The organism is Ancylobacter sp. (assembly GCF_965229075.1).
In the GTDB taxonomy this organism is placed as follows: Bacteria; Pseudomonadota; Alphaproteobacteria; order Rhizobiales; family Xanthobacteraceae; genus Ancylobacter.
Genome location: NZ_CBDDIO010000001.1, coordinates 97,323 through 124,080 on the forward strand (window position 1 = coordinate 97,323; position 26,758 = coordinate 124,080).

Sequence of the window (26,758 nt, forward strand, 5' to 3'; positions counted from 1 at the left end):
AATGGCTGATGTCGAACTGCCCGTCTCCGGCGGGATCATAGGCGACCCGTTGCCCACGACCAAGACAGATCAGGTCATCTCTGTCGAGACGAACGAAGACGGGGACGTTGTGGTTGAGATCGGCGACGTGGAGCCGGGCGAAAGCAAGATTGAGACCAAGTTCGGCGACAACCTCGCAGATGTCGTGCCGCTCTCGTGCCTGTCCACCCTCGCGCAAGACCTGATCGACGGAATCGAGGCGGATCAGGGAAGCCGGCAAGAGTGGGTTGCGGACTACACCGCCGGCATTGAAATGCTGGGGCTGAGCCTGAGCGCGGCAAACCGCTCAACGGGCACGATGGCGACCAGCACGAGCGTGTCAAAGGTGCAGCACCCGTTGCTGCTGACTTCGGTCGTGCGGTTCCAGTCCATGGCGGGGGCGGAGCTTCTTCCCGCCGCCGGGCCGGTGAAGGTGTCAAATTCGGTTGATGAAACCGAGTCCTCCAACGTAAATGCCATGCATTTTCAGGAGGATATGAACTACTATCTGACTGTCACGGCGTCGGAATATTACCCGGACATGCGCCGTGGGTTGTTCTACCTCGGCTATGGCGGGACGCTGTTCAAAAAGGTTTATCACTGCCCCGAGCGCCGGCGCCCGGTTTCTGACTGCGTGTATCTGCCGGATCTGATCATCTCCAACGATGCGCAGGATATCCAGACGGCAATTCGTGTCACGCACGAAACGAAGCTGACCAAGGGGCAGATGAAGCGGCTTCAGATGGCCGGCGTCTATCGCGATGCCTCGCTGTCCACCCCGACCGAGAACGCCTCGGAAATCGACCAGGCCGTGGCGGCGACCGAGGGGATTTCCTCCGTCACCAAGCGCACCGAAGATCAGCGCTATACGGTCTATGAGACTTACACCGACCTAGACCCGGAAGAGTACGGTTTGCCGGAAGATGGCCCCGAAGGCCTCCCGCTGCCTTACCGGATCGTGGTCGAGAAGGAAAGCCGCGAAATCCTCGCCATCCATCGGGATTGGAAGGAGGGTGACGAGGAGTTCCGCCGCCGCAAGACGTTTGTGAAGTACGGGATGATCCCCGGCCTTGGCTTCTACGATGTCGGCTACTTGCATTTGCTCGGCCAGCAGGCGAAAGCGCTCACGGCGATCCGGCGCATTCTAATCGACGCGGGGATGTTCTCGAATTTCCCTGGCGGCGTGAAGGCCAAGGGGACGCGGCAGACCACAAACGAAATCGCACCCATGCCTGGGCAGTGGGTGGAAATCGACACCGGGCCGCTGCAGGACATCAGAAACGCCCTGATGCCGATGCCCTACAAAGAGCCGTCTGCGGTCCTGCTTCAGCTTGCGGAGGCCATTGAAGACGACGCCAAGGCTCTAGGCGGCGTTGTCGAGATGCAGGTAGGCGAGGGGCGCGAGAATGTCCCGGTCGGCACCATGATGGCGATGATCGAGCAGCAAACGCAGATCATGGCAGCGGTGCATAAGGGACTGCACGCCTCTCAACAGGAGGAGTTCCTGTTGTTGAAGGAACGGTTCATGGAAGACCCGGCGGCGCTCACTGCCGGCCGGAACAACCCTGACCGGGTGTATTCGTCGGCGGAAGAGATTGCGGACGCCGAGCTTGTCCCGGCATCCGACCCGAACGTGCCGGCGCAGATCCATCGCATTCAGCAGGCCAGCGTCATTGGCATGCGCGCGGCGGCGAAGCCTGAGCTTTACGACCCGCTCGCGGTTGAACATCGCATTCTGTCCATGATCGGCGTGTCGGACGGCGACAGCCTGCTTGTGGCGCCGACGCCTGTTCCTCCGCAGGCTGCCCCACAGGACGGCGCCAGCGTGCCGCCTGAGGTGCTTATGGCGGACGTGAAGGTGAAGGCTGCAGAAGTGCAGGCCCGCGCCCAAGGCGACCAGCAGGGCCGCGAACTGGATGCACGCAAGGCGCAGGTCGATGCGCTGCTTGAGGCGAAGCGGATCGAGGAAGACGCGCGCCAGAAGGAACTGGACCGCCAGTCGCGCGAGAGGATCGCCGCAGAGCGGGAAGCTACCCAGCGCATGAAGCTGGCAATGGAACCGGGCCGGTCGGACCTTACAGGATTGAACCATGCACAAGTACCGTGAGAAGGAACAGGACCGCGCCCGCGCCTATCTGAAGCGCAACGGGTACGGTGACGCCCCGCAGAAGGTGGACGGCACGTCCCCCGAAATGCCGGGCGAACAGCGGCGCCCCGTCAAGCGCAACGAAGACGATGTGAACTATGACGCGCCGATTCTGACCCAGCGCCTGGACAAGCGCGCACGTGGCGGGCGGGTGGAAAAGAAGTCCCCCCCGAACATCACGGTGAACGTGACCACGGCGGCTCCGGCCAAGCCCGCTGTCCCGCCGATGCCGCCCGTACCTCCGATGGCCTTGCCGATGGGTGGAATGCCTCCGCTCCCACCCAAGCCCCCGATGGGCGGCATGCCTGCCGGCCTCAAGCGCGGCGGCGCGGTGAAGATGACCGCAGGCGCCGGGACTGGTGAGGGCCGCCTTGAGAAGGCCGAAGCGGTGAAGCGCGAGCGCCGTAAGTGATCCCCGAAGACCTTTGGCCTGTCTTCCTGCGCCGCGTGCGGGAGGAAATAGCCAAGAAGACCGAAGACCTCGCTCTGACCGAGGCCAAAGACTACGCCCATTACCGCGACCTGTGCGGCTATCTGCGAGGGCTCCGCGAAGCCCTTGAGATCGGCCGCGACCTTCTGAAAACCTCCAACGGAGACAAGTGATGCAACGCGCCTTGCTGGTCGATCACGCTGACGACCCCAAGCAGGAAATCCTCAATCGGGTTGCCCCGTATCTTGACGACATTCAGCCGATGGCCGCGCAGGTTCTCGTCGGCATCTACCTTCGCCCAGAGAAGACCGCTTCCGGCCTCTATCTGACCGACAGGCGCCGGGAAGAGGACACGTACCAGGGCAAGGTCGGGCTGGTGCTCAAGGTTGGCCCTCTGGCGTTTACCGAGGACGCGCATCATCAGTTCGGCGGGGTCGTCCCGCGCGAGAACGATTGGGTGATCTACCGCATCGGCGACACCTTCCCGTTCGTGCTCGACGAGCAGCAGTGCCGTTTCGTGGAAGATGTGGCGATCAAGGCCATCATCCAGAAGCCTGATGTGGTGCTGTGATGTTCGGCTCCCTCAAGTCTGAAAGCCTCCCATCCAAACCGTTCGATGTCGTCATGATGGACGGTTCTACCGAACGCGTCTACGCCAGCGGATATCATGTTCTCAAAAGCGGTGTTCTCGAATTTTACACTGCCACTTGGACGCTGAAAGCGACCTTCGAGCGAACCGTCGCGGCTTTCGGCCCCGGATCTTGGAAAAAGGTCATGCGGGCTGATGAGTCAAAGGAAGCCGCGTGATGAAACAGTACCTTATTGTCAACTGTGACGACACTACCACCGTTGTCGAGGCGGCCGTTTTCGAAACCGGGATGAACGACGGCAGCCTCACTTTCTATGACGCCGAATTTAGCCCGGAGAATATGAGGCCGCGCAAGATTGCGGTTTTCTCAGCGGGATATTGGCGATCCGTCGTTGAGGCAGCCCAGGAGACCGCGCGATGACTGACATCATCCCCCTGCGCCAGCCGGACCCGACCGCAACGCCCATCGGCGTCGACATGGAGACGGGCAACGTCCTGTTTGAAGACGGCGTTTACGTCAAGCCTCTGTGTCTGTTCGACAAGTACGGCGATGTGATCTTTGACATGGACGGCGCCGCTGTCGTGGTGTGCGAGACGACATCCCGCCGCTGGATCATCGACCTTGAGGCGTTTGAGGGGCGCGCGCTTCAGTGAGCGGGCAAGACGCCATCCTAGACCTGTACCTGGGTCAAGCCTACGCCGCGCAGCATCTGGGCAAAGGCAACCCGGCCGACGTGTTCCGGCTTCTATCCGCCGCCCTTGAGGCAAACGCCGACCTCCGCGCCGAGGCCGAGCGCCGCCGTTCCATGTACGAAGCAGTGGGCCCCGTCCGCTGCGTCATCACCGCAAACCACCTCTCCGTGCTGGAGAAGGTGCTTAAGGAGGTCCGCGCGTGACCACTGAGAACACCGAGGAACTAGACGTTCCTCTCGAAATCGACGTTAAGCCGGAAGCCGCCCCCGAACCTTCCGTATCCAACGAGGAAATCCTCGCCCTTCGCCAGCAGATCGAGGCGGAAACCCGCAAGCGGGAGGACGCAGAGCGCCGTGCACAGGAGGCGGAAAGCCTCCGCGATCGAGAGAGCGCCGGGCGCGTCTCTGAGGCTGCACAGCGCATCGCGGCGCAGGAAACCGCTATTGTCAACGCCATCGCGGCGAAGACGGCGGAAGCGGAGCGCTTGGCCGAACAGGCTGCGGTCCTGTTTGAGGAAGGCAAGTTCCGCGAAGGTTCCCTTCTCAACCAGAAGGGCGGGAAGATCCAGGCTGAAGTCGACCGGCTTGAAGAGCTTCGCGGACGGCTTGTCGAAGAGAAGGCTCGCGTTGAAGAAGCCGCCAAAGCCCCGCGCGAAACCGACCCGCTGGCGCATCTGTCCCCGCGCTCCCGCGAATGGGCGCGTGAGCATCCCGAGTTCTTCCCGAATGGCCAGCCGACCCGTAAGGCCATCGCCGCGCACCATGCCGCGCTTGCCGACGATATCCAGCCGGACACCCCGGCATACTTCGACTACATCAACCGGCACCTGGGCTTGGTGAAGGACGAACCGGCTGAGCCAGCGCCGAAGGCAGAGCGCTCACGCCCGCCGGCTACAGCCCCCGTGTCACGCTCCGTGCCTGAATCGCGTTCGAGCAACACCCGCACCATCACGCTCACCCGAGCCCAGCAGGAAGCCGCTGAGCTTGCCCATCCCAACGTTCCCAAGAGCGAGGCCCACAAGCGCTACGCTCAGAACCTCGATGCGCTGCGGCGCGAAGGAGTCCTTTCCTGATGACCGGAACCGATCATTTTGAGGCCGCGCCGGCCCCTCGGGGATGGCCGAAGGGGAAGCCGCGCAAGCCGCAGACCGAAGTCGCCGAGGAAACCCCGGACGCGTTCCTTGAGGATATCCAGTCCCGCGTCGCCATGGACCGGGCGCGCATGGAAGCCGCACGCGAAGCGGAAGACGCCTCGCCACGCAACCAGGCGCGCTCTGGCCAGCGCAAGGAACAGCGCCTGAAGCGCGAGGCCATTTCGGAAGACCCGCTCCACATTCCCGATCATCTGATCCCGGACGGGATGTCTTATGAATGGAAGCGAAGCCGGATTGGTGGCAAGCCTGACCAACAACACTTGATGAACATGATGCGCCAGCACTGGCGCCCTGTGCCGGCGGAACGCCATCCCGAACTCGCTTGGGCCGACTCCACCTCCAAGTACATCGAAAAGGACGCCGTCATTCTGATGGAGCGCCCGGCGTACCTGACCGAGGAAGCCCAGAAAGAACGCGTCCAGCTTTCTCTCGATGCGATCAACAACCAGTTCCAGAAGCTGCGCGGCGACGCCAAAGAGCGCGATTACGAGCGCGCCTCTGTGAAGTCGACCTACACCGTCGACGACGACGAATAACCAATCCTTGCACAAAGCCTGTGCCGGACCAACGCGGATGCAAGTCCGCGACTGAGGGCTGATGCGCTTGACGCCCTCTTTCACCCTTCCCCTGGCCTTTTCACGCGCTGTGAGCGGGCCGCACCCTTCGGAGACCTCAAATGGCGAATATCCAGGCGCCTAACGGGTTTCGGGCTGTGCGCCGCATCGACGGCGCAGCCCTGAACTTCCTGACCAACGTTCGCTTGATCGCGAGCAATGACACGACCCCCATCGGCTACGGCGATCCCGTGACCTCGCTCAACACCGGCTACATCACCCGGTCGACGGCGGGCACCACGACCATCTCCGGCATCTTCATGGGCTGCGAGTATTACGATACGTCGCAGCAGAAGTGGATGTACATGCCCAATTGGCCGGGCACCTCGACCACCAGCGGTGAAATCCGCGCCTACATCACCAACGACGTGAACGTGGTGTTCGAAGCCCAGTCGAACGGCACCGCTATCGGTCTTGCCGACATCGGCGCCAACATCAACTTCGTGATCGGCTCGCCGAACACTTCGGGCATCTCCACGACCGCCCTCAACCAGTCGACGATCAACACCACGGCGACCTTGCCGTTCCGCATCGTCGGCATTTCCACCCGTGTCGGTACGGACCCGACTTCGTCCTACAACTGGGCCGAGGTCGTCCTCAACAACGCCGACTTCAAGACCACCACCGGCGTGTGAGGAGAGTGAACCATGCCCGTTAATGCATCGGCTATTCGCGACCTTCTTCTGCCGGGTCTCCGGGGGATTGAAGGCGAGTACAAGATGATCCCCACTCAGTGGGATAAGGTCTTTGAGCGTGGCACTTCCCGCATGGCGGTGGAGCGCACGGTTGAAGCCCGCTTCCTGGGCCTCGCCGCCCTGAAGTCTGAAGGCGGCTCGGTCTATTTCGACAACGCCGCTGGCGAGCGTTTCGTGTACAATCAGCGCCATGTCGAGCTCGGTCTTGGCTATGCCATCACCCAGATCGCCATGGAGGACAACCTTTACAAGGACCAGTTCCGCGCTGACAGCCTTGGCCTCTACAAGTCAATGGCCCAGACGAAGGAAATCCTTGGCGCGAACGTCCTCAACACCGCGACCACGTACAACCCGCAGATCGGCGGTGACGGCGTGGCCCTGTGCGCCACTAACCACCCCGTCGACGGCGCCACCTGGGCCAATAAGCCCACCGTGGACGTGGACCTGACTGAGGCGGCCCTTCAGAACGCGGCTATCGCCATCCGCTACTTCCCGGATCAGGCGAACCTCCGCGTGATGGCCCGCCCCGACAAGCTCGTGGTGCCCCCGCAGCTCGAATACGTCGCCCGTCGCCTGCTGGATTCGGACCTCCGTCCCGGCACCTCGGACAACGACGTGAACGCCATGAAGGCCACCGGCTACCTGAACAACGGGTACACCGTCATGGACTTCCTGACGAGCGCCTATGCGTGGTTCGTCACCACCGACATCAAGGGCTTGCTGTACCTCCAGCGCCGCGAAGTCGAGTCCGACATGCAGGTGGATTTCGCCACCAAGAACCTGCTTGTCACCGCGACTGAGCGCTACAGCTTTGGCTACAAAAATCCCAGGTCTATCTACGGAAGTTTTCCGTCCAGTTGACGTAACCAAAGCAAAAGGAATCCGGTTATGAGCGTTTCCGCTTGGACCGGCCCCCTCATTGCTTTTGGCAATGTCCAGGGGTCGGACTACAACACGCAGGGCGGCCCATCCCTGTTTCAGGGGGGCGGCGGTCTTCTCGACACCCGCCCCTTCTATGCCTATCAGACGGGTCAGAATGAGAACATTCCGATCTATGGCTTTCAGTCGAACACCATGGTTCCGGTGCTGGACTGGACGACTTCGGCGGCGGCTCCGGCCGCCTATGCCGCGTCTCAGACGCCGACAGCCGGCACCGCGCTCACGCTGGTGTCGTCCACCTCGGCGCCTGTCACCGTGGGCGTTAGCATCGTCAGCGCCACGACCGGTCAGACCGTCACCGGCCTGATCTCCATCCGTGGTTCGGCCGGGGCGGTTGCCTTCGGCCCGAACTCGGCGCCGGTCAACATCTGGAATCCCACCACGCTGGTGGCCCACAATGTCACCGTCACCTCGGCGGGCGATGATAGCGGCGCTACGTTCACCGTGGCCGGCTATGACATCTATGGCTATGCGATGACGGAAACCATCACTGGCGCGGCTGTGGGCGCTGCGGCGGGCAAGAAGGCGTTCAAGTACATCGCCTCAATCACCCCGGCCGGCACGCTTTCCGGCTCGGCGGTGACGGCTGGATATGGTCTTGTCACCGGGCTTCCCTTGCGGGCGGATGCCGGCGGCTATGTGGTCTATACGAACTCCGGTTCGATCACCACCACGCTCCCGACTTTCGTTGCGGCCGACACCAACACGGCGACGGCGACCACTGGCGACGTTCGCGGCACGATTGCCCCGGCGGCGACGGCCCGCGTCATCGTGTTCGTGACCCCTTCGGTGGCCAACCTCGCCACCAATACGGGCCTGTTCGGCGTGACGCAGGCGTAAGCTCATGGGGAACCCCGTCACCTATACCCTCCAGCTGGCTGCGGCGAGCGCGAACAACATCGCGACGACGCAGACCCCCTCGGGGGCCGGGAACCTGACCCTCAACGGCTCCACGGTCGTTGACGGGGTTGCCATCCTTGATGTGGCGCGCCGCGTGCTGATTACCTGCGCAGGTAACAACAGCGGCGTGACCTTCACCATCTATGGCACGAACCACACCGGCAGCCCGATCTACGAGACGATCACCGGGCCGAACACCACCACGGCTCAGTCGACATTCGACTACAAGACCGTAACCCGCATCGCGATCTCCGGGGCCTCGACCGGCTCCCTGACCGTGGGCACGTCATCGGTCGGGTCCACCCCGTGGATCATCTCCAATATCCACGCGATCACGCCGTCAATCGGCCTGACATGCGTGGTGTCGGGAACGGTCAACTACACCGTCGAGTACACCCCCGACAACATCATGACGACGCCGCTGCTGACGGCGCCGACTGCTATCGCGCACCCCACTCTCGCAATCGAAGACGCGACGGCTTGGGGCTATTTCGACTTCCCCATCTACGGGTACCGCCTGACGATCAACTCGGGAACGGGCTCTGTCACATTCACCGGCATCCAGGCCGGCATCAAGGGCTGAGGAGGCCATTATGAAAGGTAAGACCGGCGACAAGGCGGTGCGCGCGAACTTTGGCGCCGCTATCCAGAAGGACGCTCACGACCGCCACGACGCTTTCAAGAAGGGCGGCGCGGTGAAGAAGAAAAAGAAGGACGTGGATTACGTCGACAGCAAGATGCCGATGCATCGCCTCGACAAGCCCCGCCGCGCGGCTGGCGGTTCCGTGGTCAAGAACACGGGTTCCCCGTTCTCGGTCGCCTCGCGCGTCTCTCCTGAGCGCTCCTGATCTTCCAGCGGCCTCCTTCCAGCGCCCGGCTTGCGGCTTCGGCCCCTGCCGGGCGTTTTGATTCCATGGGGTGAACATGACAACCAGCGGAACGTACACGTTCGACCCCACATTCCCCGAGATCGCCATTGAAGCGTTCGGGCGCATCAACGTGATGCCGTCTGCGATCACGCCAGACCACATGCTCAGCTTCCGCCGCTCGGTGGGCTATGTGCAGTCGCAGTGGTCGAACAAGGGCGTGAACCTCTGGACGGTCAATCTGGTCACGCAGACCCTGTTGCAGGGGGTGTCGACCTATAATGTCGACGCTTCCACGATCATGATCCTTGACGTGTATCTGCGGATCGCCGGCACAACCACGCCGACAGATCGCATCATGTCCGCGATCTCCCGCACCGACTACGCCTCAATTCCGAACAAGACACAGCAGGCCCCCCCGACAAGCTACTGGTTCGACCGGACGATCAACCCGACCATCACCGTGTGGCCGGCGCCCGACCAGACCTATGAGATGCGCTATTACCGGCAGGTTCAACAGCAGGACGGGAATGCTGTTGGCACGATGACGGCGGATATCCCCTTCCGCTTTCAGGAAGCCTACGCGGCGTGCCTTGCGGCTCAACTGTCGCTTACCTGGGCAAAAGACCTGTCCCCGGCCCTCCTGTCTTACGCAAAGGGTGTGTTTGACGAGGCGGCGGCCGAAGACCGCGAGCGCGTGCCGCTCAACATGGCCCCGGTCACGTCGGGATATTGGCAGTCATGAATTACCACGGGAAGGCGAGGGTCAACCCTCGGAACCTGCAAGCTTTTGCTCTTTGCGACAGGTGCTTCGGCGTCTACAATCATCCGGACCTGCAATGGCAGTTCGAATGGCGGGGAAACTCGCTCCAGAATACCGGCTATCTCGTGTGCCGGCGCTGCCTCGACATTCCGCAGGAACAGTTCCGCGCGCTTATCCTGCCGCCCGATCCGGTTCCTATCGCCAACCCTCGCCCGTACCCCTACCTCTATGCCGAAACCGGCTTTCGCGCCACGGCTGACGGGTCTCTGCGCATTACGGAAGACGACAATTACCGCGTCGTCGACATGGACGACGGTCCGCCGGTTCCATTGGAGCCGATCCCCCGCGTCATCTCGGTCATCCCCGGCGCGACAGGTGGCTATGCAGGGTCGACCTATCTTTCGGACCGCACCGGGCAATGGTCGGCAAACGGCACGGATATCCCTGAGCAAAATGGGCTCTCTTGGCCCATGACGATTGGCTACGAGGGCGACGCCATCCGGTGCGCGGACAGCAACGCCATCCGCATGTGGACCTTTGACGATCTCGGTGCAAACACGTCTGAGTGGGATGCGCGGCACCGGCTGCAACTGAGCGGGCTAAACGTTACGCAATGGGACGCCAGCAATGGCGTTTATGCGGCACAGACGGCGCCGGGGCAGGACCCGGTTTACTCCTCGAATGGCTTCAATGGGTTCCCGTGTCTTGTTACTACAACGTCCAGCCGTCTGTCGATTTCCGGTTCGCCTACATTTCCTCAAGTCATTTTTGATCCAAATAACGTAAGGGTATATGCAGAGCTTAATGGAAGCGCTATACTCGCGCCTCCAAATTCATGGCCAGCAAATGAAGTTGTTTTGATAACTATTGTTTCCTCTTCAGGAAGCGCAAAAATAAGAATTAATGGATCAACTGTTGCAACTTCGGGCACATCAAACGCAACTCAATCTGTGCTGTGGCTTGGCGTGCGCACAGGCGGGGGGGTATTTAGTCGCCTGATTGGCATCAACCAGATTCTTGGGCGTTCTGAGCAGCCGGACAGCGGGCTAATTGGGCAAACGGCAAAGATCGTGCGGGCTACTGACCGCTGGTCAGACGCCGATGTCGAGCGCGCTGAAGGCTGTGCGGTGTGGCAGTACAAGGTCGCGTCGATCCTGCCCGCCGGCCATCCCTACAAGCTCGCGCCTCCCACCATAACCGTTTGAGCGCATTCACCCATGGCTAACGTCAAGATTCCCGACCTTGCCCCGGCTCTTGGCCCTTTGACGGGACAGGAGCTTATGGAAGTGAGCTTGATCCAAGGTAATCCCGGAGCGGGGGCTGTGTCCCGACGCGTGACGACTTCGCAGGTTGCGGGGGTGAATAACTCATTCATCGCCGCTCCACGCATCATCACGGATTCTCCCTATACGCTCCTGACTACGGACTATGGTCTCACGCTTCTTTTCCCGAATTTGTGCTCAATCATTCTTCCCGCAACGTTTCCTGCGGGGTTCTGGTGCAACATCCGCAGGCAGGGCGGTTCTGCCGTCACGTGGGCCACTGAAGCTGGCGCTAGCGTGACGGCCTACCCTTCCGGTTCGGCAGTCGTTGCGCAGTACGGCCAAGTCCGGCTTGCGACGCTCTCCAACACAACCGGGACAAATGCCGCGTGGGCGGCAAACGGGAATATTGGCTGACCATGGCCAATATTAAAATCCCGGACCTAGCGCCTCTCGTCGGGCCGCTTTCCGGTGCTGAGCTTATGGAGGTCAGTGCCCTCCAATCCGAACCCGGTGCGGGGCAGGTTTCTCGCCGCGTCACGACGGCGCAGATCGCTGCGCCTGGCGTCAACGCGGCATCCGTCGCTACAGCAATAGCCGAAAATGCGCAAAACAGCGCTAACGACGCATTGGCTCAGGCCGATATCGCGGTAGCTGCGTCGGAAGCAGCTGCCTCTACCGTTGAAATGATTGGGGCGCTCGTCTCAACGGGCATACCGGTTCAGATTGTGCCGGCCACGACGGACTCGTTTGTGACCGTGGGGTATAGCACGGCTGGCGATGGTGGCGGCGCGCAGTTTGTGCGCGCTTCTGGATCTACGCTGGGTGGCTTCCAGTCCGCAGACGGGCAATGGTGGCAGATCGCGGATCTGCGTCTAACGCCGCAACAGTTTGGCGTGTTCGATGATCCATCCATGTTGCTCGACCAGTCCGCGCGCGTAAAGAACTGGTTCGACGCCTGTGTTGCCACCGGCCGCGCGCCTCATGTGGATCGGCCGCTCAATGTCATGGTGGCGACGCCCGTTTCTTATGCGCCTGTGGCCAACGCAGTCCCTAAATACATCAATCTGGCTCGCCTTCGGATTGGCTCTCCTAGTGGGGGGTGTATTCGGTTCGGCTCTCCAAGCTCTGCCATGTATCTGGCAACGCTACACACGCCTCAAATCGTGCGTGTAGGCACAACCGTTTGGCTTCCAGACGAACGTGCTTCTATGCTTTCCGATGATGCGGGACTGATACTTTACAATCTCATTTCATTCCGGGTTCATGTTGGCGCAATAGCAGGTTTTACTATCGGTTATGCTTTGGAGTCATCTGGTGGCTCATTCTATTCCGCATATAATGTTCTTACGTTCAGCTCAATTTCTGATTGCAGGTACCACGAAGTATTGCGGTGCACTGGTTCGGGCGGTTTTGTCAACGAGAACACATTAATTGGCGGGCGACGTGGTAATTACTCGACGGTAAATGCACTCGGAAACTCGTACGGCACGGTGATTACCTCTTCGGATGCTGGATATAAAGGGAATAATACAAACAGGTGGTATTCGCCATGTTATGAATTAGGCGCGCCCGCGTCGGCTGAATACCGCACTCCCGTCCTGCTCGACAGGACAGGTGTTTTTAACTACTGGCACCTCCCGCGCCATGAGAGCGGAAAAGGCCCGTTCGGCATTGCCAACAACGGCTCTGGGGCCAGCTCCAATGGCGGCTGTCTGAACGAAGTGATCTACGGATATCAGGCCGGTGCAGGCGCCGACTTCTACAAGGGCTGGCACCAGCGCGGCGGCGCGTTCGGAAATATAGCGCGGCACCCAACCTCAACGCCGCAGCCGAAATGGCAAAGCGGGCCGATGGCACAGAAAATCAGCGCTTCGGGCGACACTAGAGCGCAGATTGAGGCGCCGTATTTTTTCAAGGCGAATACCGCCGCCACTCCTCTGGCTGTCGCAGCCTCCAGCGGCGCCGTGCGCGCCAATGCGCGCTGCGTGCAGATCGAGGGGCAGAATGCGGTCCTGATTGAGGTCGACACCAGCAACACGAAGACGTGGCGCCTCTCGGGAGCGTTTGTTGCAAATCGCGGCGGCCGCTATTTCGTCCAGGCGTTCGATGCCGCTGGCGCGGTGCTGTCCGGAACCACTACCGACGAATGGGGCACGGAGACCTACGTTAAGGGACTGTCGGCGACAACAACGCTCTTCGGCGGGGGGTATCAATCTTCTTCCGACACGCCCTCGTGCGTCATTTTCACGGTGCGGGACGATGTGGCGTCGATGCACGTCGGTTATCATGGGGGCACAAGTGGGTGCGCTCTGGTCGGGTTTGAACTGGAGGCTTTCCCGGGCACTTACACCAGCAGCATTGGCATTACAACGCCCCTTGTGAACGTGTCCAGCACCCGGAGGACTGCAAGCGCAAACCCCGGAACGTCTGGCGTACATGGATGGTACACGCCTGGCGAAATCATCGGCTCGACTTCGCCGACCTCGGGGACGCCGGTCGGCTGGATTGTCAGCGCTGGCGCGGCGTTGGCGGATGCATGGGCCGGTTCTACTACCTACGCGGTCCTCGGGCGGTGCGTGGTGAACGGCGGCAATGTCTACAAGCTGCGCACGCCAGGCACCAGTGCGAGCAGCGGCGGTCCAACTGGCACCGGCGTAGCCATCGCCGATGGCACGTGTGAGTGGGATTATGTGTGCCCGAAAGCCGTCTTCGCGCCGCTCCCGCCGATGCCGTAGGGGGATACATGAACTACACCCAATACGTCGCCACGATGCGCAATCTTCTGGTCATCAGCGACACCGGGCCGGGCAACGACAATTTCGTTCAAATCCTGCCGACAATGATCGACTATGCCGAGCGCCGGATCAACAAGGATCTGGACCTCCTAGGATATTACACGTCCGCTACGGGTAACGCATCGAACGGCGTTCGCAGCATCACAATCCCCGATGCTATCGACATCCTCGATAGCGCCTGGGTCGTGACCCCGGCGGGCACGGCGCCGGATGCCGGCACGCGGGCGCCTCTTCAGCGGGTAACGGTCGAGTACATGAACTACGTCTGGCCTCAGGTGACGCAGACCGGAACGCCTCAGTGGATCGCGCTTTTGAACACGACAACGGCCTATCTGGCGCCCACGCCTAATGGGGCCTATCGGGTTGAGTTTGTCGGCCTCTCGGAGCCCGCGCAGCTTTCCGCCGGCACCCCGGAAACGTACATCTCCACCAACTTAACTGACCTGTTTATCGCCGCGTCCATGGTGTTTGGAACGGGCTTCCAGCGGGATTTCGGCTCTCAGTCCGACAACCCGCAGGCCAGCGTGTCATGGGAATCGCAGTATCAGGCGCTTCTCAGTTCCGCGGCCATCCAGGAGCTGCGCCGCAAGGCTCAATCGGTGTCGTGGACCTCCGATCAGCCGTCAGCTCTGGCGAAGCAGTCCAAGACCTGACATGCCGCAACAGAAGCTCCTCCTTAAGCCGGGCATCAACACCCAGGCGACGCAGACGCTTGCCGAAGGCACATGGTCCACGTCGAACCTTATCCGGTGGCGCGACGGGTATCTGGAAAAGCTCGGCGGCTGGCAGAAATACGACCCGGTTCCGTGCGTGGGTGTGGTGCGTGGGCTGCACTCGTGGATGGATCTTTCCGCTGTTGTCTATCTCGCGACAGGATCCGACCAAAGGCTTCAGCTTTACACGCAGGGCGCCGTTTTCGACATTACGCCGATCCGGGCCACGGATTCCGTCACGTCGGCTTTGTCGACTACTTCGGGTTCCTCTACCGTCGCGGTGAACGCGGTCGCGCATCAGGTCAACGTTGGCGATTGGGTGCGGATATTCAATGCCGTCTCGGTGGGCGGCATCGTGCTCCTAGGCTATTATCGCGCGACCACGATCATTGATGCCGACAATTTCGAGTTCGACGCTGGCGTGCTGGCGACGGCCACCGTTGCGGCGGGGGGGAATACTCCATTTTTCACCACCACCAATGGGTCGGCGACCGTCTCGGTGCTGTTTGAGGATCACGGCTATTCACCGGGCGAAACGTTTGAGGTGCAGGTTTCAACCTCGGTAGGCGGCTTGACGATTATCGGCGCATATCTGGTGGAAACCGTGCCAGATGTCGATAATTTCACCATTACGGCCGTATCTGGCGCATCGTCTGCCGACACTGCTTATGAAAACGGCAACGCCGTCGATCTTCAATTTTTGCTTCAGTCGGGGCCTTCTACTAACATTCCGCTAATAGGCTGGGGCTCTGGCGCTTGGGGCTCTGGAACCTGGGGTTTTTCCAGTTCGGCGTCGTCGGCCGTTCTCCCGCTGCGCAACTGGTTCCTCGACAATTTTGGAGAGTACCTGATCGCGCAGTATACCAATGGACCGTTCTACGTTTGGCAGCCGCCTATCGGGGCCAACAACCCGGCAACACTAATCGCAACGGCGCCCACGATCAACACAGCGTCTTTCGTTGCCATGCCGCAGGCTCAAGTGGTGGCGCTCGGCGCGGAAGTCCTTGGCTCTCAAGACCCGCTTCTGGTTCGCTGGTCCGATGCCGGAAATTACACCAACTGGACGGCATCGGCGACCAACCAGGCCGGCTCGTTCCGACTGTCGCGAGGCTCGCGGATCATCGGCGGCCTGCAAGCGCCTCAGACCTCGATCATCTGGACGGACACCGATTGCTGGACCATGCAGTATATCGGGACACCATTCATCTACAGCTTTGACACCATCGGCACCGGGTGCGGCCTTATCGCACCCAAGGCGGCGGCATGCCTTGGGCGGAATACCTATTGGATGAGTTCCCGAGGCTTCTTCATGTTCGGGGACAGCGGGGTTTCCCCGATCACTTGCGACGTGTGGGACCAGGTTTTCGCCCGGATCGATTTCGATAACGCGAACAAGTCGATTGCGGCGGCAAATTCCCTGTTCCACGAGATCGCGTTCTATTTCCCGTCTTTGGACGGAACCGGGGAAATCGACAGCTACGTCAAGCTGAACACCATAACGGGCGAGTGGGATTATGGTTCCCTCACGCGCACGGCATGGCTGGATCAGTCTATCATAGGGGCTCCTGTCGGCGTCGACCTTGAGCACTACATCCAGCAACACGAAGTGTCTGACAACGCTGATGGCGCCGCAATGACAGGCGTGTATGTCGAAACAGGTTATATCGACATTGCAGAGGGTCTAGATTATCCTTTTGTCGATATGATCATCCCCGATTTCAAATGGCGGGGCGAAAATGCTCAGGTGTCTCTTACCCTGTTCTTTACCGACTTCCCCGGCTCCGAACCGACAGTGCAGGGACCGATGCTGGTAACGCCGGCAACCACATTCATCTCGCTTCGCGCCCGCGCGCGTCAGATCGCACTTCGGATCGAGGATGAAAGCCTCGGCTGGTGGCGACTTGGCGCCGTTCGCGTGCGCACAGCGCCTTCAGGGAGGCAGTAATGTCTATTCTACCCTCTGGAAACGGCGACGGTTCCAGCACTGGCATTTGGTCCACGCTCAAGGCAGGGGTGGCCGCGCTTAACAACCTGAACCAGACGGTCAAGTCCGTATTCCCGCAGTCGGGATATGTCATAACCCCGACTGCAACGGCAGGCGCGGCGACCCTCCCTGCCAATCCCGAAGGTTTTGTGCCTTTGATCTTGGCCGATGGCACCGTCGTCAAGGTGGCGGTGTATAATCCATGAGCGACGCCACGGCGTGGCGCCCGGAGCCCGGCGGGTTCATCAATATCAGCCTCCCAGATGAGCTGATCCGGGCGACCGTGATGGAATGCCCCGACAAAGAAACCGTAGTGGCGATCCTGAACGTGACGCCACCTGTCTCCAAGACGCACAGCTACCGCCAGAACGATGTGATCGCCGCCCGGCGCGAACGCGATGAGTTCGGCCGCGACCTGTGGAGGGTCATCCATGCCGCTTAAGTCTGGCGCCAGCGACGAAACGATCAGCACGAATATCCGCGAAATGATGCGCGCGGGTCATCCGCAAAAGCAGGCTGTTGCGGCGGCTCTTGCGCAGTACCGCAAGCGGGCTGAAGGCGGTATTGCCCCTGACGCGGCGGCATCCGGTGGGATCGCCGCCCCTGTGGGCCTGATCCACGACCCGACGCCCGGCCGCACGGATCGGCTCCCCATGGTGGTTGGCAGTGACTCCTACGTCATTCCTGCCGACGTGGTGTCAGGGCTCGGTCAGGGCAACACGATGGCCGGCGCGCAGCTGCTGGATCAAATCCTCCAGAACAGCCCGCAGCCCCGCGCTCGTGGCGGCTCGGTGGACAAGGACGGGGTAGAAATCATCGCGGCCGGGGGCGAGTACGTCGTGCCGCCGGACGCGGTTGAGCGCCTAGGCGGCGGCGACCGCAAGCAGGGTCACAAGGTTCTGGACGGCATGGTCCGCAACATTCGCAAACAGGTCATCTCGCATATGAAGGCGCTGCCGGGGCCGGTGAAATGAACATGCATTCTCCGCAACAGGTTGTCCGGTTCTCCGGCGTTGAACTGGCGACGCTCGCCGATAAAGAAGACATCTTCCGGTTTCTCACGGGGCTGCACCACGAGAACGGTATGTTCCCGATGGATGGCGAGACGGTCATGCGGGCGCTGCACCCGATGTTGTCTATCGAGGGGCGCACGGGCTTCATTGGCGTCATCCGTGGGGCCAATGGCATTGAGGCATCTATCGGCATGACCATGGAGCCGTGGTGGTACACCCGGCAGCTGAGCCTCAATGAGCGCTGGAATTTCGTCCACCCGGATCACCGTCGGACCACGCACGCCAAGCGGCTGATCGAGTTCGCCAAGTGGGTGTCGGACAACGCCGCAGAGGGCGGAATCCCGCTCATCATGGGCATCATATCGACCGAGCGCACTGAGGCAAAGGTGCGGCTCTACAAGCGCCAGCTTGATTATGTCGGCGCGTTCTTCTCCCACGGGCTGGCCCCGCGTCCCGAGAGGCAAATCTGATGGGCAGCAAGTCGACCAAATCCACAAACACGACCTCTGCCGATCCGGTTGCCGCAGCGGCGTATTACAAGCTTCTCAACAGCTCGCAAAAGCTGGCGAAGCAGGAATACACGCCGTACACGGGCCAGCTTGTCGCTGGGTTCACGCCCGATCAGCAGGCGGCGTTTGAGTCGATCCGCTCGTCTCAGGGCGCGTGGCAGCCCTATTATGACCAGGCGCAGGAATATGCTCAACAGGGCGCGCAGGGCACGGCGGGGGCGCTGGAAGAGTTCAATACCGAAAACCTGACCAAGTACCAGAACCCGTACACTCAGAACGTCATCGACGCGACGATGGCGAACATCAACCGCACGAATGCCATCCAGCAAAACGACCTTGTAGGCAAGGCGATTTCGTCCGGGGCCTCTCCGTTCGGCGGGGATCGTGCCGGGATTGCGGCGGCGGAACTCGGGCGCAATCAGGCTTTGGCGGCAAACCAGACCATGGCTGGGCTTCAGAGTGACGCCTATAATTCCGCCGTGTCGCAGTTCAATGCACAAAACCAGGCACAGCAGCAGGCTTTGCAGGCTGATCGGAGCGCGGCGGCGAACGCCGGCACTCAGTTCGCCAATCTCGGCACGAGCGCGCAGGGAGCCAATCTGACCGATATCGGTTCCATGCTGACCGCTGGCGGCTTGCAACAGCAGAACGCGCAGGCCGGCCTCGATAAGTCCTATGAGCAGTGGCAGAACAAGCAAGCGTACCCTTACGCGAACCTGTCGTGGCTTTCCAGCATCATCAGCGGCGTTGGTCCGTTGCTCGGGACGACAAGCACGGGCGAACAGACTTCCCCCGGCATTACGGGCGGCGACGTTCTGGGTCTTGGCACAGCGGCTCTTGGGCTTCTTTCGGATGAGCGCGCCAAGGAAGACATTCGCCGTGTTGGCGAACTCGACAACGGCGAAACCGTCTATGCCTACCGTTATAAGGGCGACCCGCGTACGCAGATTGGCCTCATCGCGCAGGAAGTGGCGGAAAGCGATCCTGACGCCGTTATGGACATGGGCAACGGGCTGCTCGGCGTGAACTATGACAAGGCAACGCGGCTGGCCTCTGGAGGCGTGGCCGGCCCGGCTCCGTTTACGCCGATGACATACGATGTGCCGTGGATCACTATGCCCAATATTCAGTCTCGCGGCATGGGGTCGTCTTCTTCGCAAAGCACGGGCGGCACGAACCCCGGCAGCGGCATTACAGGCGAGCAAATGACCGGGTTCGGCAAAGCGCTTGGGAGCGCCATCGGCAGCCTGTCCAAGCCGTTTGGAGCGTCCACGACCAGCCATCTTGGTGGGGGCGGCCTTGGCCCGATCTACAAGCGTGGCGGTGTGGTCGGCTATGCCGATGGCGGGGGCATCTACGGCACCGATGAGGACCCCGCTGATGCTCCTTGGTTGTTGCCCGAAGATGATGGGGTATACGCGGCAGAGCCCGTGTCTATCGCGCCTTCCGGCGGTATAGCGCCGGCCCCCGAGCGCAAGACGGGAATTGCGGCTTACTTCGACCCCGGCACCCCCGCGCCGTCCGGTATCGGGGGGCGCGGCCTTCTGTTTGGCGAAGGCCCGAATTTGCCGCTTCTCTCCGCTGCCGGCGCCATGATGGCGTCGAACTCCCCGCGTTGGGGCGGCGCCTTGGGTGAGGGCCTGATGGCTGGCGTGGGCCAGTATCAGGCGCAGCTCGCGCGTGAAAAGCATCTTGACGGTAAGCCGCAGATTTTGAAGGACGGCCCGACCATCCGACTGTTCTACCCTTCGGATGGGCGCGTGATCGACACGGGCGTTGTCAACTACGAATTCCAAGGCAACAAGAAGCCCAAGGTAAGCCTTTCGCCGGTCTATGGCACCAAGGGGGGGAAAACCGTTCTTCTCCAGCCTGACGAGGCCGGCAATCTGGTGGAATCGGTAATCCCTGAGGGGGTTGAGATTTCGTCCGGGGTGGACAAGGTTGACCTCGGCACGCAGTGGGGTTTGATCGACAAGCGGACTGGTCAAGTCGTCGGCTATCAGCCCAAGGACATTGCTGGCGCCAAGGCACAGGAAGCCATTGGCAAGGCGCAGGGCGAAAGCGCGGCGGGCCTTCCCGACCAACTCGCGGGGGCGGAGAACTTTTTGGCGCAGATTGACAGTGTGCGCAATGACCCTGGCCGCGAATGGGGAACGGGCGTGTCGTCCATCGCCAACGTGGTTCCGGCTACGCCAGGCTATGATTTTGCGCAGAAAGTCGACCAGCTTAAGGGGCAGGCATTCCTTGAGGCTTACGGCAACCTGCGCGGCACAGGCGCCATCTCGGAAATCGAAGGCAAAAAGGCAACTGACGCCATTGCCCGGCTGTCCACGGCGCAGTCTGAGGGCGCTTTCCTTAAGGCGCTGAACGATCTCGAAAGCGTTGTCAAGGCGGGTCTTGAGCGGGCAAAAAAGAAGGCTGGCGCAGCCACGCCCGAAAGCGCGTCTGGGGAGGCCGGCGCACTGCCCACTCCGAAGACCCGAGCCGAGGTTGAAGCCCTCGCGCCCGGAACAAAGTTCATGTGGAATGGCAAGGTAGTCACGCGCCAATGACGCCGCAAGAACAGTACGCCATCGGTAAGCTTGTCGAAATGGGCTGGTCGCCGGTCGCGGCGGCCGGCATCGTTGGCAATCTGCGCCAAGAATCCGGTCTGAACCCGACAGCCTCTCACGACAACGGGACGGGCTACGGCATTGCCGGTTGGCGCGATCCTCAGCCGGGTCAGGGGCGTTGGACCAACCTGCGCAATTTCGCGCAGGAACAGGGCGCGCCGGTCGATAGCCTCGATACGCAGCTCAAGTTTCTTGATTACGAGCTGCGGGGGCCGGAAAAGTCGGTTGGCGCACGGCTCAAGGCCGCTACGGACCCGCGCCGGGCGGCTGCAACGTTCATTGACTATGAGAGGCCGGCGGGATGGAAGCGGGGCGACCCCAGCGGGGCGCACGGTTACGACAACCGCACGAGCGCGGCGGCGCAGCTTTTTGACCGCTTTGGCGCGGCCCCTGTGGCGGCGGCCCCCGCCCGCGCTCCATTGAATGGGGGCGTAATCGAAACCGCAGCGCTTCCCCCCGTTACTGATGAGCCAATGATCGACGTCAATGCTCAGCCGACCGGTGGCGCGGAGGACATTTCGGACCTGATTATTGAGGCGCCGCGCGCGCCTTTGGCTCAAGGTAATATTGACCTTAGCAAGCGTCCGGTCGTCAAAAACGCCGATGGGACTATCAGCACTGTTCGGTCTATGTCGTTCAATGAAGACGGTCGAGAAATACTTATACCGACTGTTTCCGACGACGGGCGCATAATGTCAGATGATGAGGCGATCGACACCTATCATAAGACTGGACGACATCTAGGCATGTTTGCTACGCCTGAAGAGGCAAACGCTTACGCCGAGAATTTGCACAATCAGCAGGCATCTCTCTATGGCTCAGATAACATCAGCGACCTGATCGCCCCGTCTCAGCGCCCCCGCGAGGCAGCCCAAAGCGGTGATCTCCCCATCGCGGCGGCGGGTGCGGCTGACGCGGCCCCGGATGCCGAGTTGGGAGATTTCGCCGAAGAGGCTTTGGCAGACCCGGCCCGCGCCAAGCGGATCGAGGATCGAACCAAGGAACTTGGTCGCGGCAGCGGATGGCTTGATGCCGCCATGCAGGGCGTGACCTTCGGATTTGGCGATGAGCTTCGTGCCGGCGTTCGTTCCTTGCAGAAGGGAACGAGCTATGACGAGGAAATCGAAGCGGAGCGTCAGGCGCTTGAGCGCTACAAGCAAGAGCATCCTTACGCCGCTCTCGGCTCTGAGGTCGGCGGCGCGCTCCTTACTGCCCCCTTCCTGCCGGCCGTGGGCGTTGTCAAGGGCGCCGGGCTCCTAGGGCGGGCGGCAAGCGCTGCCAAGACCGGAACGGCCTACGGCGCTCTCTATGGGGCCGGAACAGGCGAAGGGCTTGAAGGCCGCGCTACGGGCGCCATCAGCGGCGGTGCTCTTGGCGGACTGACAGGCGGCGGCGCTAGCCTCGGGCTTGACGCGGCGGCCGGTCTTGGCCGCGCCGGTATCAATGCCGTTCGGGCTCCTTTCCGTGGCGCTCTGAACGTCGAGAACGAAGCCGCGCGCCGCGTCGGCACCGCGCTCAACCAGGACCTTGGCGGCGCGCCTCCGGCTCTTGCTGAACTGGCGCTTAGGTCTGCCCAGAAAACGGCCCCTGCCGTCGTGGGAGACATTGGCGGGGAGACAACCAAGGCGCTCGCCCGCTCGTCCGCGAATACGTCCCCCGCTGGCCGTGAAGCGCTCCAGATCGCGACGCAAGATCGGTTCCCCGGTCAGGCCGGGCGTTTCGAGGACGTGTTGCGCGGCATCACGGGGTCGCAGGGCGACAACGCGGCAGTCCGCGAGGGCCTGAAGGACGCGGCGCGTCAGGCAAACGCCCCCGCGTACAAGAAGGCATATCAGGCCGGCCAATCCGTGTGGGATAGCGGGCTGGAGTCTCTGACCGGCGCGCCGGCCATGCAAACCGCTATCAAGGACGCCACCAATCGTAGTCGAAATGTGGCGGCTGTGCAGGGCACGCCGGCGCCCAAAAATCCCTTCAACGTGGATGAGGTCACGGGCACCATCTCGCTTAAGACCAACCCCGATGGAAGTGTTGCGACGCCGTCGCTTGAGTTTTGGGACGTTGTGCAGCGCAATCTCCGCAGCCAGTCGGAAACACTGAAGCGCTCCGGGGATGCTGACCGCGCGCGTGAGGTTGATGCCTTGCGCCGCGCGCTTCTCGACAAGCTAGACACGACTGTTCCTGAATTCGGCGCGGCTCGCAAAGGGGCCGCGCAGTTCTTCGGCGCGGAAGATGCCCTAGAGGCTGGCGAAAAATTTGCCGCAAAATCGTCCATGCCGCTTGATGAGGCGCGCCGAGCGTTCAACAAGCTGAACGGGCCAGAAAAGAAACTGTTTGTCGAAGGCTGGACAGCCAAGACAATGGACAATCTGCGCCGATCCGCTGACCGGCGGGACGTGCTCAAGAGCATGTTTAATTCGGCCGAGGAGCGCGGCAAAGCAGAAATGCTGCTAGGCAAGAACGGTGCCAAGCAGCTTGAATCGCAGATCAAGGTCGAAGACATGATGGAGCGGTTCCGCGCCGCTGTCAGCGGAAACTCGACCACGGCGCGCCAACTTCAAGAGCTAGGTATTGCGGGCGGAATAGGCGGCGGGGTCGCTTCGTTCAGCCCGACCGTCTTGATGGCATCAGCCTTGGCGTATTTCGTCCGTGCCGGACGGAACAAGATCGATGAGCGCGTGGCGCGCCGGGTCGGTGAAATGCTCGCCTCAGATGATCCGGCGGTGCTTCGCCGGGCGCTTGAAATGGTCAGCAAACAGCCGGCGCTTAGAGGCGCGCTCGACAAGGCGTCGCAATGGGTTGCCAAGGCACTCCCAGCCGGAACGCCAACGGTCGACATTCCATTGGGCACGCGCATGGTTGCCGGCCAGGAAGACCAGAACGGCGATAAAAGCCCAGGGATGAGGCCCAACCAAAAGGACAACAGCAGAAAATAGGCTGGCAGGACGGATCAATTCGCGCCCTGCTCCTTAAGCACCGCCTCGGCGTCAAAGGCTTGTTCAAAGCCGGATTCGCCGGGGCGCAGCATCACGACGGTAACGGACACCTTTTCGGTCGGCGCGCGCACGACGGTAGAGGGCGTGGAGTAGCTTGAACCATAAGCCGTGGCGTTGAACGTGTTGCCGTAGGAATAGCCCGAGACAGTCGTGTTGCCATAGGTGCGGCCGGGGATGACCCCGGCGACCTTTGAGCCGGTCTCATAACCCGCATCGGCAAAAATGAAATGGGTGTAGCCGCGCTGGATTGTCAGCTCAGCCGCTCTTTTCAGTGTTTCCTTGCCGGACTGACCGACGAACAAAAGCCCCTGCGCATTCGTCTCTAACCGATAGACGTTCGGCGCCACCTGCATTTCGGATGTCGAGACGCATCCGGCCATTCCAAGCGCAAGCAGCGCTGCAACCCACTTCATCCGATCCGCCCATGTTTCCAAGGCAGCGAGCATAGCGCGCAGCCGATGCGAAGTCATGCGCCCACCAGACAATCCTCCATGGTGAACCGACATGCCCAGCGTAAATAGCGCAAATAAGAACTACGAGCTTATGCAAACTGGTGAGAACCAGGGCACATGGGGCATCAAGACAAACGCCAATCTGTCCACCGTGGATCTGAATTTTGGCGGTCGGATTTCGGTCAATGTCGGCGGCAACTCCAATATCACCATCGCCACGTCACAGGCGCAGAACGTCTATCACACCCTGACCGGTACGCTAACCGGAAGCATTGCCTACATCGTTCCTACGCAGGGCTCATTCTACGCAATCAAGAACTCAACGTCTGGCGCATTTACGATCACTGTTCGGATGGCGTCGGGCTCGGGGGTAGCTGTCCCGCAAGGGTTCACAGCCTTCGTTTTTGCTGACCCGACAGCCGGCGCGGTTGTCCCCATGTTTACCGCCCCCGGCGCGGCTCTGGACATGGGCCAGAACCAGGTCGGCAATCTTCCAGCGCCCTCGGCGGCGAATGACGCGGCTCGAAAAGCCTATGTCGATTCCGCCATCTCGACTGTAACGGCGCTATTGGATGCGTTTGTGCCTCTCGGGACAGTACTGCCTTACGCCGGGCCCGCAACTGTTCCCGCCGGTGGAAAGTACGTTTTCCCCTACGGTCAAGCGATCAGCCGTACCACCTATTCCGCCTATTTCGCCATCGTCGGCACGACCTACGGGGTTGGTGACGGGTCCACAACGTTCAACGTGCCTGACCTCCGTGGCCGCGCCGTGTTCGGCCTCGATAACATGGGAGGGACGGCAGCCAACCGCATCACTACTGCCGGTTCAAGCATTAACGGCACGACCGTTGGAGCGGCAGGTGGCGCGCAAAATGTCACACTGACAACCACGGAAATGCCTAGCCATAACCACGGTGGCGTCACGTCCACGATTGGCGACCATACGCACGGCTATTCCCGCCCAACGACCACCATTTTCCAAGGCGGCAGCGGCGGCGCGTTCATCCCGTCTATCAGTTCGGGAACAACCGACCCCGGCGGCTCGCACAGCCACACCATCAGCGCTCAAGGCGGCGGCGGCGCGCACCAGAATATGCCGCCGGCCATCGTCATGCCCGTCATCCTCCGCGTTCTTTGACAGGAAAGCCAAATGGACCAGCAGCTTTTTAAGGCAAAAACTACCGTTTCGGCTTCGGCTACGACGACTTCCGGGAGCACGGCGGTCGCGCTTCCTACGGCGGGGATCAATATTTCTTGTCTCAACCAAGGGTCGGTCGTCGCCTACTTCAAGTTTGGCACTTCAACGGTGACCGCCGCCACCACTGACACGCCGCTTGACATTGGCGTATCCCGTGGATTCACGCGCAAGACGACCGATACCCATGTTGCGGTGATCACGGCCTCCGGGACAGCCACCGTCACGTTTACCTCTGGCGTCGGCGTCTGACCATGGGCCTCGCTCGTGGCCGGAGCCGGTCGCTTCGGGATGGTGGCGGAGCGGTTTATACGGCCGAAGCGAACGCTTTGTTTGCCAGAATGACAACGCCCCCATCTCCCGAGCGGAAATCATTAATAAACGCAACTATATCTTCGCTTTTGGCAAGCGGCGTATGGGGTAAAATGGATGCCCTATATATGCTGGCCGCTGCTGATTCACAGGCGGCGCGGCTAAACTGGATTTCTGACCAGTATAACGCGTCAGCAATCAACACCCCGTCTTTCACAGTTGATAGGGGATACACGGGAAACGGCTCATCGGCTTATTTGGACTCGTTGTTTAACCCTTTCACCGCAAGCGGCGCAAAATACATTCAAGATAGTGCCCATATCTCCATATGGGATCTAACAAACAGGGCGGCGAAGGCCGTATCAATCGAGACTGGAATATTTAACGGATCAACGTTCCAGACGCATATCAATGCCAGGTATACTGGCGATGTTGCTTTGGGCCGTGTTAACCAAGGCGTCACGGGCGCCATGCAGCCCGCCGTCACATCGTCAAACGGATATTATGTCATCAGCCGGACAGGCGCGACTGCTCAAGCCTATTACAAAAACGGCGCGCTCCTTGTCAGCAGTACGGTCGCATCGGTCTCGCTCGCATCAGCTAACGCCTCGCTCCCATTTCTTGCCGGCAAGAACGTCGGCGGATCAGCTGTCAGCTTCTCAACGGACCAGCTGGCCGCTGCGACCATCGGCGGGGGGCTGACGGCCAGCGATCAATCCTCGCTTTATGCCGCCATCGGCACATACCTCACCGCCATCGGAGCCACTTGACATGATGCAGAATTTCTTCGTGCTGACGCCAGAGCAGCGTGTTGCTTCCATGGAGTACAACACGCCCGAAGTTGCGATAGATCCGCGCGTGGTCGACAATACGACCCCAGGCGTCGGCCTAAATCTCAACGATAACGCCGTTGAGTATGAGCCGGGCGCCCCGGTCACCCTAGCTGGCAACTACGTTGCACCAAAAGCGATTGTGGACGACCCGGATTATGCCACCTACGCGCCGGGCATGATCGCCTATCTGCTGAACTTGCCGTGGTGCACTTTGGAAACCGAGACGATCTTTGCGCCAACCGTCATCCCCGGATGGTGAGCTTGGCCTGACCCTTC

31 protein-coding genes are annotated in these 26,758 nt (G+C 61.1%); 30 read left to right on the plus strand and 1 reads right to left on the minus strand.

Translation table 11 applies throughout. The annotated features are described in order from the left end of the window. Nucleotide 1: 1 nt before the first annotated feature. The 26 genes from ACO07Z_RS00605 (at nucleotide 2) to ACO07Z_RS00730 (ending at nucleotide 23,630) form a co-directional block, all read left to right on the plus strand. Complete coding sequence (locus ACO07Z_RS00605) at nucleotides 2–2,125, plus strand: cell envelope integrity protein TolA (RefSeq protein ID WP_421696917.1); 2,124 nt, start codon at nucleotides 2–4, stop codon at nucleotides 2,123–2,125. After that, nucleotides 2,109–2,576, plus strand: a complete 468-nt coding sequence (locus ACO07Z_RS00610; RefSeq protein WP_421696918.1) for a hypothetical protein — start codon at nucleotides 2,109–2,111, stop codon at nucleotides 2,574–2,576. The genes ACO07Z_RS00605 and ACO07Z_RS00610 overlap by 17 nt, the downstream gene beginning before the upstream one ends. Next, a complete protein-coding gene (locus ACO07Z_RS00615) occupies nucleotides 2,573–2,767 on the plus strand; it encodes a hypothetical protein (protein WP_421696919.1) in 195 nt (64 codons plus the stop codon). Before ACO07Z_RS00610 ends, ACO07Z_RS00615 begins: the two co-directional genes overlap by 4 nt. After that, nucleotides 2,767–3,165 (plus strand): hypothetical protein, encoded by a 399-nt coding sequence (locus tag ACO07Z_RS00620; protein ID WP_421696920.1) that lies wholly within the window; start codon nucleotides 2,767–2,769, stop codon nucleotides 3,163–3,165. Before ACO07Z_RS00615 ends, ACO07Z_RS00620 begins: the two co-directional genes overlap by 1 nt. Further along, a complete protein-coding gene (locus tag ACO07Z_RS00625; RefSeq protein ID WP_421696921.1) occupies nucleotides 3,165–3,401 on the plus strand; it encodes a hypothetical protein in 237 nt (78 codons plus the stop codon). Before ACO07Z_RS00620 ends, ACO07Z_RS00625 begins: the two co-directional genes overlap by 1 nt. Continuing rightward, nucleotides 3,401–3,604 (plus strand): hypothetical protein, encoded by a 204-nt coding sequence (locus ACO07Z_RS00630; protein WP_421696922.1) that lies wholly within the window; start codon nucleotides 3,401–3,403, stop codon nucleotides 3,602–3,604. Before ACO07Z_RS00625 ends, ACO07Z_RS00630 begins: the two co-directional genes overlap by 1 nt. Beyond that, on the plus strand, nucleotides 3,601–3,837 hold the full coding sequence (locus tag ACO07Z_RS00635; protein ID WP_421696923.1) for a hypothetical protein: 237 nt from the start codon (nucleotides 3,601–3,603) through the stop codon (nucleotides 3,835–3,837). Before ACO07Z_RS00630 ends, ACO07Z_RS00635 begins: the two co-directional genes overlap by 4 nt. Further along, entirely contained in the window at nucleotides 3,834–4,079 is a 246-nt protein-coding gene (locus tag ACO07Z_RS00640) for a hypothetical protein (RefSeq protein WP_421696924.1), read from the plus strand. The genes ACO07Z_RS00635 and ACO07Z_RS00640 overlap by 4 nt, the downstream gene beginning before the upstream one ends. Next, nucleotides 4,076–4,948, plus strand: a complete 873-nt coding sequence (locus tag ACO07Z_RS00645; protein WP_421696925.1) for a hypothetical protein — start codon at nucleotides 4,076–4,078, stop codon at nucleotides 4,946–4,948. The genes ACO07Z_RS00640 and ACO07Z_RS00645 overlap by 4 nt, the downstream gene beginning before the upstream one ends. Further along, nucleotides 4,948–5,565: a hypothetical protein gene (locus tag ACO07Z_RS00650; protein WP_421696926.1), complete on the plus strand. Its 618-nt coding sequence runs from the start codon at nucleotides 4,948–4,950 to the stop codon at nucleotides 5,563–5,565. The genes ACO07Z_RS00645 and ACO07Z_RS00650 overlap by 1 nt, the downstream gene beginning before the upstream one ends. A 140-nt stretch (nucleotides 5,566–5,705) precedes the next feature. Next, the gene (locus ACO07Z_RS00655) at nucleotides 5,706–6,278 is read left to right on the plus strand and encodes a hypothetical protein (protein WP_421696927.1); all 573 of its coding nucleotides are present in this window, start codon (nucleotides 5,706–5,708) and stop codon (nucleotides 6,276–6,278) included. Between the two features lie 12 nt (nucleotides 6,279–6,290). Then, a complete protein-coding gene (locus tag ACO07Z_RS00660) occupies nucleotides 6,291–7,199 on the plus strand; it encodes a Mu-like prophage major head subunit gpT family protein (RefSeq protein WP_421696928.1) in 909 nt (302 codons plus the stop codon). A 27-nt stretch (nucleotides 7,200–7,226) separates the two neighbouring features. Beyond that, on the plus strand, nucleotides 7,227–8,117 hold the full coding sequence (locus ACO07Z_RS00665; protein WP_421696929.1) for a hypothetical protein: 891 nt from the start codon (nucleotides 7,227–7,229) through the stop codon (nucleotides 8,115–8,117). Between the two features lie 4 nt (nucleotides 8,118–8,121). Further along, the gene (locus tag ACO07Z_RS00670; protein WP_421696930.1) at nucleotides 8,122–8,760 is read left to right on the plus strand and encodes a hypothetical protein; all 639 of its coding nucleotides are present in this window, start codon (nucleotides 8,122–8,124) and stop codon (nucleotides 8,758–8,760) included. Between the two features lie 10 nt (nucleotides 8,761–8,770). After that, entirely contained in the window at nucleotides 8,771–9,025 is a 255-nt protein-coding gene (locus ACO07Z_RS00675) for a hypothetical protein (protein ID WP_421696931.1), read from the plus strand. Between the two features lie 76 nt (nucleotides 9,026–9,101). Further along, complete coding sequence (locus ACO07Z_RS00680) at nucleotides 9,102–9,788, plus strand: hypothetical protein (RefSeq protein WP_421696932.1); 687 nt, start codon at nucleotides 9,102–9,104, stop codon at nucleotides 9,786–9,788. Next, nucleotides 9,785–11,011 (plus strand): hypothetical protein, encoded by a 1,227-nt coding sequence (locus ACO07Z_RS00685; RefSeq protein WP_421696933.1) that lies wholly within the window; start codon nucleotides 9,785–9,787, stop codon nucleotides 11,009–11,011. The genes ACO07Z_RS00680 and ACO07Z_RS00685 overlap by 4 nt, the downstream gene beginning before the upstream one ends. 446 nt (nucleotides 11,012–11,457) lie before the next feature. Then, complete coding sequence (locus ACO07Z_RS00690) at nucleotides 11,458–13,806, plus strand: hypothetical protein (RefSeq protein ID WP_421696934.1); 2,349 nt, start codon at nucleotides 11,458–11,460, stop codon at nucleotides 13,804–13,806. Nucleotides 13,807–13,814: 8 nt separating this feature from the next. After that, nucleotides 13,815–14,519 (plus strand): hypothetical protein, encoded by a 705-nt coding sequence (locus ACO07Z_RS00695; RefSeq protein WP_421696935.1) that lies wholly within the window; start codon nucleotides 13,815–13,817, stop codon nucleotides 14,517–14,519. Between the two features lies 1 nt (nucleotide 14,520). Beyond that, on the plus strand, nucleotides 14,521–16,524 hold the full coding sequence (locus ACO07Z_RS00700) for a hypothetical protein (protein ID WP_421696936.1): 2,004 nt from the start codon (nucleotides 14,521–14,523) through the stop codon (nucleotides 16,522–16,524). After that, nucleotides 16,524–16,769, plus strand: coding sequence for a hypothetical protein (locus tag ACO07Z_RS00705; RefSeq protein WP_421696937.1), 246 nt, complete (start codon nucleotides 16,524–16,526; stop codon nucleotides 16,767–16,769). The genes ACO07Z_RS00700 and ACO07Z_RS00705 overlap by 1 nt, the downstream gene beginning before the upstream one ends. Further along, complete coding sequence (locus ACO07Z_RS00710) at nucleotides 16,766–17,005, plus strand: hypothetical protein (RefSeq protein ID WP_421696938.1); 240 nt, start codon at nucleotides 16,766–16,768, stop codon at nucleotides 17,003–17,005. Before ACO07Z_RS00705 ends, ACO07Z_RS00710 begins: the two co-directional genes overlap by 4 nt. Next, nucleotides 16,995–17,537, plus strand: coding sequence for a hypothetical protein (locus tag ACO07Z_RS00715; protein WP_421696939.1), 543 nt, complete (start codon nucleotides 16,995–16,997; stop codon nucleotides 17,535–17,537). Before ACO07Z_RS00710 ends, ACO07Z_RS00715 begins: the two co-directional genes overlap by 11 nt. Further along, nucleotides 17,534–18,046: a hypothetical protein gene (locus tag ACO07Z_RS00720; RefSeq protein WP_421696940.1), complete on the plus strand. Its 513-nt coding sequence runs from the start codon at nucleotides 17,534–17,536 to the stop codon at nucleotides 18,044–18,046. The genes ACO07Z_RS00715 and ACO07Z_RS00720 overlap by 4 nt, the downstream gene beginning before the upstream one ends. Continuing rightward, a complete protein-coding gene (locus ACO07Z_RS00725) occupies nucleotides 18,046–20,637 on the plus strand; it encodes a tail fiber domain-containing protein (protein ID WP_421696941.1) in 2,592 nt (863 codons plus the stop codon). Before ACO07Z_RS00720 ends, ACO07Z_RS00725 begins: the two co-directional genes overlap by 1 nt. Further along, nucleotides 20,634–23,630: a phage tail tip lysozyme gene (locus ACO07Z_RS00730; RefSeq protein WP_421696942.1), complete on the plus strand. Its 2,997-nt coding sequence runs from the start codon at nucleotides 20,634–20,636 to the stop codon at nucleotides 23,628–23,630. Before ACO07Z_RS00725 ends, ACO07Z_RS00730 begins: the two co-directional genes overlap by 4 nt. Nucleotides 23,631–23,644: 14 nt before the next feature. Here the strand turns inward: ACO07Z_RS00730 and ACO07Z_RS00735 are convergent, their stop codons facing one another. Continuing rightward, a complete protein-coding gene (locus ACO07Z_RS00735) occupies nucleotides 23,645–24,103 on the minus strand; it encodes a CC0125/CC1285 family lipoprotein (RefSeq protein WP_421696943.1) in 459 nt (152 codons plus the stop codon). Between the two features lie 91 nt (nucleotides 24,104–24,194). Here ACO07Z_RS00735 and ACO07Z_RS00740 point away from each other — a divergent pair, with 91 nt between their 5' ends. From ACO07Z_RS00740 to ACO07Z_RS00755, 4 genes are all read left to right on the plus strand, one after another. Continuing rightward, nucleotides 24,195–25,280 carry a phage tail protein gene (locus ACO07Z_RS00740; protein WP_421696944.1) on the plus strand — a complete coding sequence of 362 codons (1,086 nt, stop codon included), beginning with the start codon at nucleotides 24,195–24,197 and terminating at the stop codon, nucleotides 25,278–25,280. A 12-nt stretch (nucleotides 25,281–25,292) separates the two neighbouring features. Continuing rightward, nucleotides 25,293–25,589 carry a hypothetical protein gene (locus ACO07Z_RS00745; protein WP_421696945.1) on the plus strand — a complete coding sequence of 99 codons (297 nt, stop codon included), beginning with the start codon at nucleotides 25,293–25,295 and terminating at the stop codon, nucleotides 25,587–25,589. 188 nt (nucleotides 25,590–25,777) lie between these two features. Continuing rightward, a complete protein-coding gene (locus tag ACO07Z_RS00750) occupies nucleotides 25,778–26,419 on the plus strand; it encodes a hypothetical protein (protein WP_421696946.1) in 642 nt (213 codons plus the stop codon). 1 nt (nucleotide 26,420) lies between these two features. Further along, nucleotides 26,421–26,741 carry a hypothetical protein gene (locus ACO07Z_RS00755; protein ID WP_421696947.1) on the plus strand — a complete coding sequence of 107 codons (321 nt, stop codon included), beginning with the start codon at nucleotides 26,421–26,423 and terminating at the stop codon, nucleotides 26,739–26,741. Nucleotides 26,742–26,758 lie beyond the last annotated feature (17 nt).

Excerpts from the sequence above, each read along its gene's own strand:
- ACO07Z_RS00605 (WP_421696917.1), top strand. The coding sequence starts at position 2 with ATGGCTGATGTCGAACTGCCCGTCTCCGGCGGGATCATAGGCGACCCG.
- ACO07Z_RS00610 (WP_421696918.1), top strand. The coding sequence starts at position 2,109 with ATGCACAAGTACCGTGAGAAGGAACAGGACCGCGCCCGCGCCTATCTG.
- ACO07Z_RS00620 (WP_421696920.1), top strand. The coding sequence starts at position 2,767 with ATGCAACGCGCCTTGCTGGTCGATCACGCTGACGACCCCAAGCAGGAA.
- ACO07Z_RS00625 (WP_421696921.1), top strand. The coding sequence starts at position 3,165 with ATGTTCGGCTCCCTCAAGTCTGAAAGCCTCCCATCCAAACCGTTCGAT.
- ACO07Z_RS00630 (WP_421696922.1), top strand. The coding sequence starts at position 3,401 with ATGAAACAGTACCTTATTGTCAACTGTGACGACACTACCACCGTTGTC.
- ACO07Z_RS00635 (WP_421696923.1), top strand. The coding sequence starts at position 3,601 with ATGACTGACATCATCCCCCTGCGCCAGCCGGACCCGACCGCAACGCCC.
- ACO07Z_RS00650 (WP_421696926.1), top strand. The coding sequence starts at position 4,948 with ATGACCGGAACCGATCATTTTGAGGCCGCGCCGGCCCCTCGGGGATGG.
- ACO07Z_RS00655 (WP_421696927.1), top strand. The coding sequence starts at position 5,706 with ATGGCGAATATCCAGGCGCCTAACGGGTTTCGGGCTGTGCGCCGCATC.
- ACO07Z_RS00660 (WP_421696928.1), top strand. The coding sequence starts at position 6,291 with ATGCCCGTTAATGCATCGGCTATTCGCGACCTTCTTCTGCCGGGTCTC.
- ACO07Z_RS00665 (WP_421696929.1), top strand. The coding sequence starts at position 7,227 with ATGAGCGTTTCCGCTTGGACCGGCCCCCTCATTGCTTTTGGCAATGTC.
- ACO07Z_RS00670 (WP_421696930.1), top strand. The coding sequence starts at position 8,122 with ATGGGGAACCCCGTCACCTATACCCTCCAGCTGGCTGCGGCGAGCGCG.
- ACO07Z_RS00675 (WP_421696931.1), top strand. The coding sequence starts at position 8,771 with ATGAAAGGTAAGACCGGCGACAAGGCGGTGCGCGCGAACTTTGGCGCC.
- ACO07Z_RS00680 (WP_421696932.1), top strand. The coding sequence starts at position 9,102 with ATGACAACCAGCGGAACGTACACGTTCGACCCCACATTCCCCGAGATC.
- ACO07Z_RS00685 (WP_421696933.1), top strand. The coding sequence starts at position 9,785 with ATGAATTACCACGGGAAGGCGAGGGTCAACCCTCGGAACCTGCAAGCT.
- ACO07Z_RS00695 (WP_421696935.1), top strand. The coding sequence starts at position 13,815 with ATGAACTACACCCAATACGTCGCCACGATGCGCAATCTTCTGGTCATC.
- ACO07Z_RS00700 (WP_421696936.1), top strand. The coding sequence starts at position 14,521 with ATGCCGCAACAGAAGCTCCTCCTTAAGCCGGGCATCAACACCCAGGCG.
- ACO07Z_RS00705 (WP_421696937.1), top strand. The coding sequence starts at position 16,524 with ATGTCTATTCTACCCTCTGGAAACGGCGACGGTTCCAGCACTGGCATT.
- ACO07Z_RS00710 (WP_421696938.1), top strand. The coding sequence starts at position 16,766 with ATGAGCGACGCCACGGCGTGGCGCCCGGAGCCCGGCGGGTTCATCAAT.
- ACO07Z_RS00715 (WP_421696939.1), top strand. The coding sequence starts at position 16,995 with ATGCCGCTTAAGTCTGGCGCCAGCGACGAAACGATCAGCACGAATATC.
- ACO07Z_RS00720 (WP_421696940.1), top strand. The coding sequence starts at position 17,534 with ATGAACATGCATTCTCCGCAACAGGTTGTCCGGTTCTCCGGCGTTGAA.
- ACO07Z_RS00725 (WP_421696941.1), top strand. The coding sequence starts at position 18,046 with ATGGGCAGCAAGTCGACCAAATCCACAAACACGACCTCTGCCGATCCG.
- ACO07Z_RS00730 (WP_421696942.1), top strand. The coding sequence starts at position 20,634 with ATGACGCCGCAAGAACAGTACGCCATCGGTAAGCTTGTCGAAATGGGC.
- ACO07Z_RS00735 (WP_421696943.1), bottom strand. The coding sequence starts at position 24,103 with ATGAAGTGGGTTGCAGCGCTGCTTGCGCTTGGAATGGCCGGATGCGTC.
- ACO07Z_RS00740 (WP_421696944.1), top strand. The coding sequence starts at position 24,195 with ATGCCCAGCGTAAATAGCGCAAATAAGAACTACGAGCTTATGCAAACT.
- ACO07Z_RS00745 (WP_421696945.1), top strand. The coding sequence starts at position 25,293 with ATGGACCAGCAGCTTTTTAAGGCAAAAACTACCGTTTCGGCTTCGGCT.
- ACO07Z_RS00750 (WP_421696946.1), top strand. The coding sequence starts at position 25,778 with ATGCTGGCCGCTGCTGATTCACAGGCGGCGCGGCTAAACTGGATTTCT.
- ACO07Z_RS00755 (WP_421696947.1), top strand. The coding sequence starts at position 26,421 with ATGATGCAGAATTTCTTCGTGCTGACGCCAGAGCAGCGTGTTGCTTCC.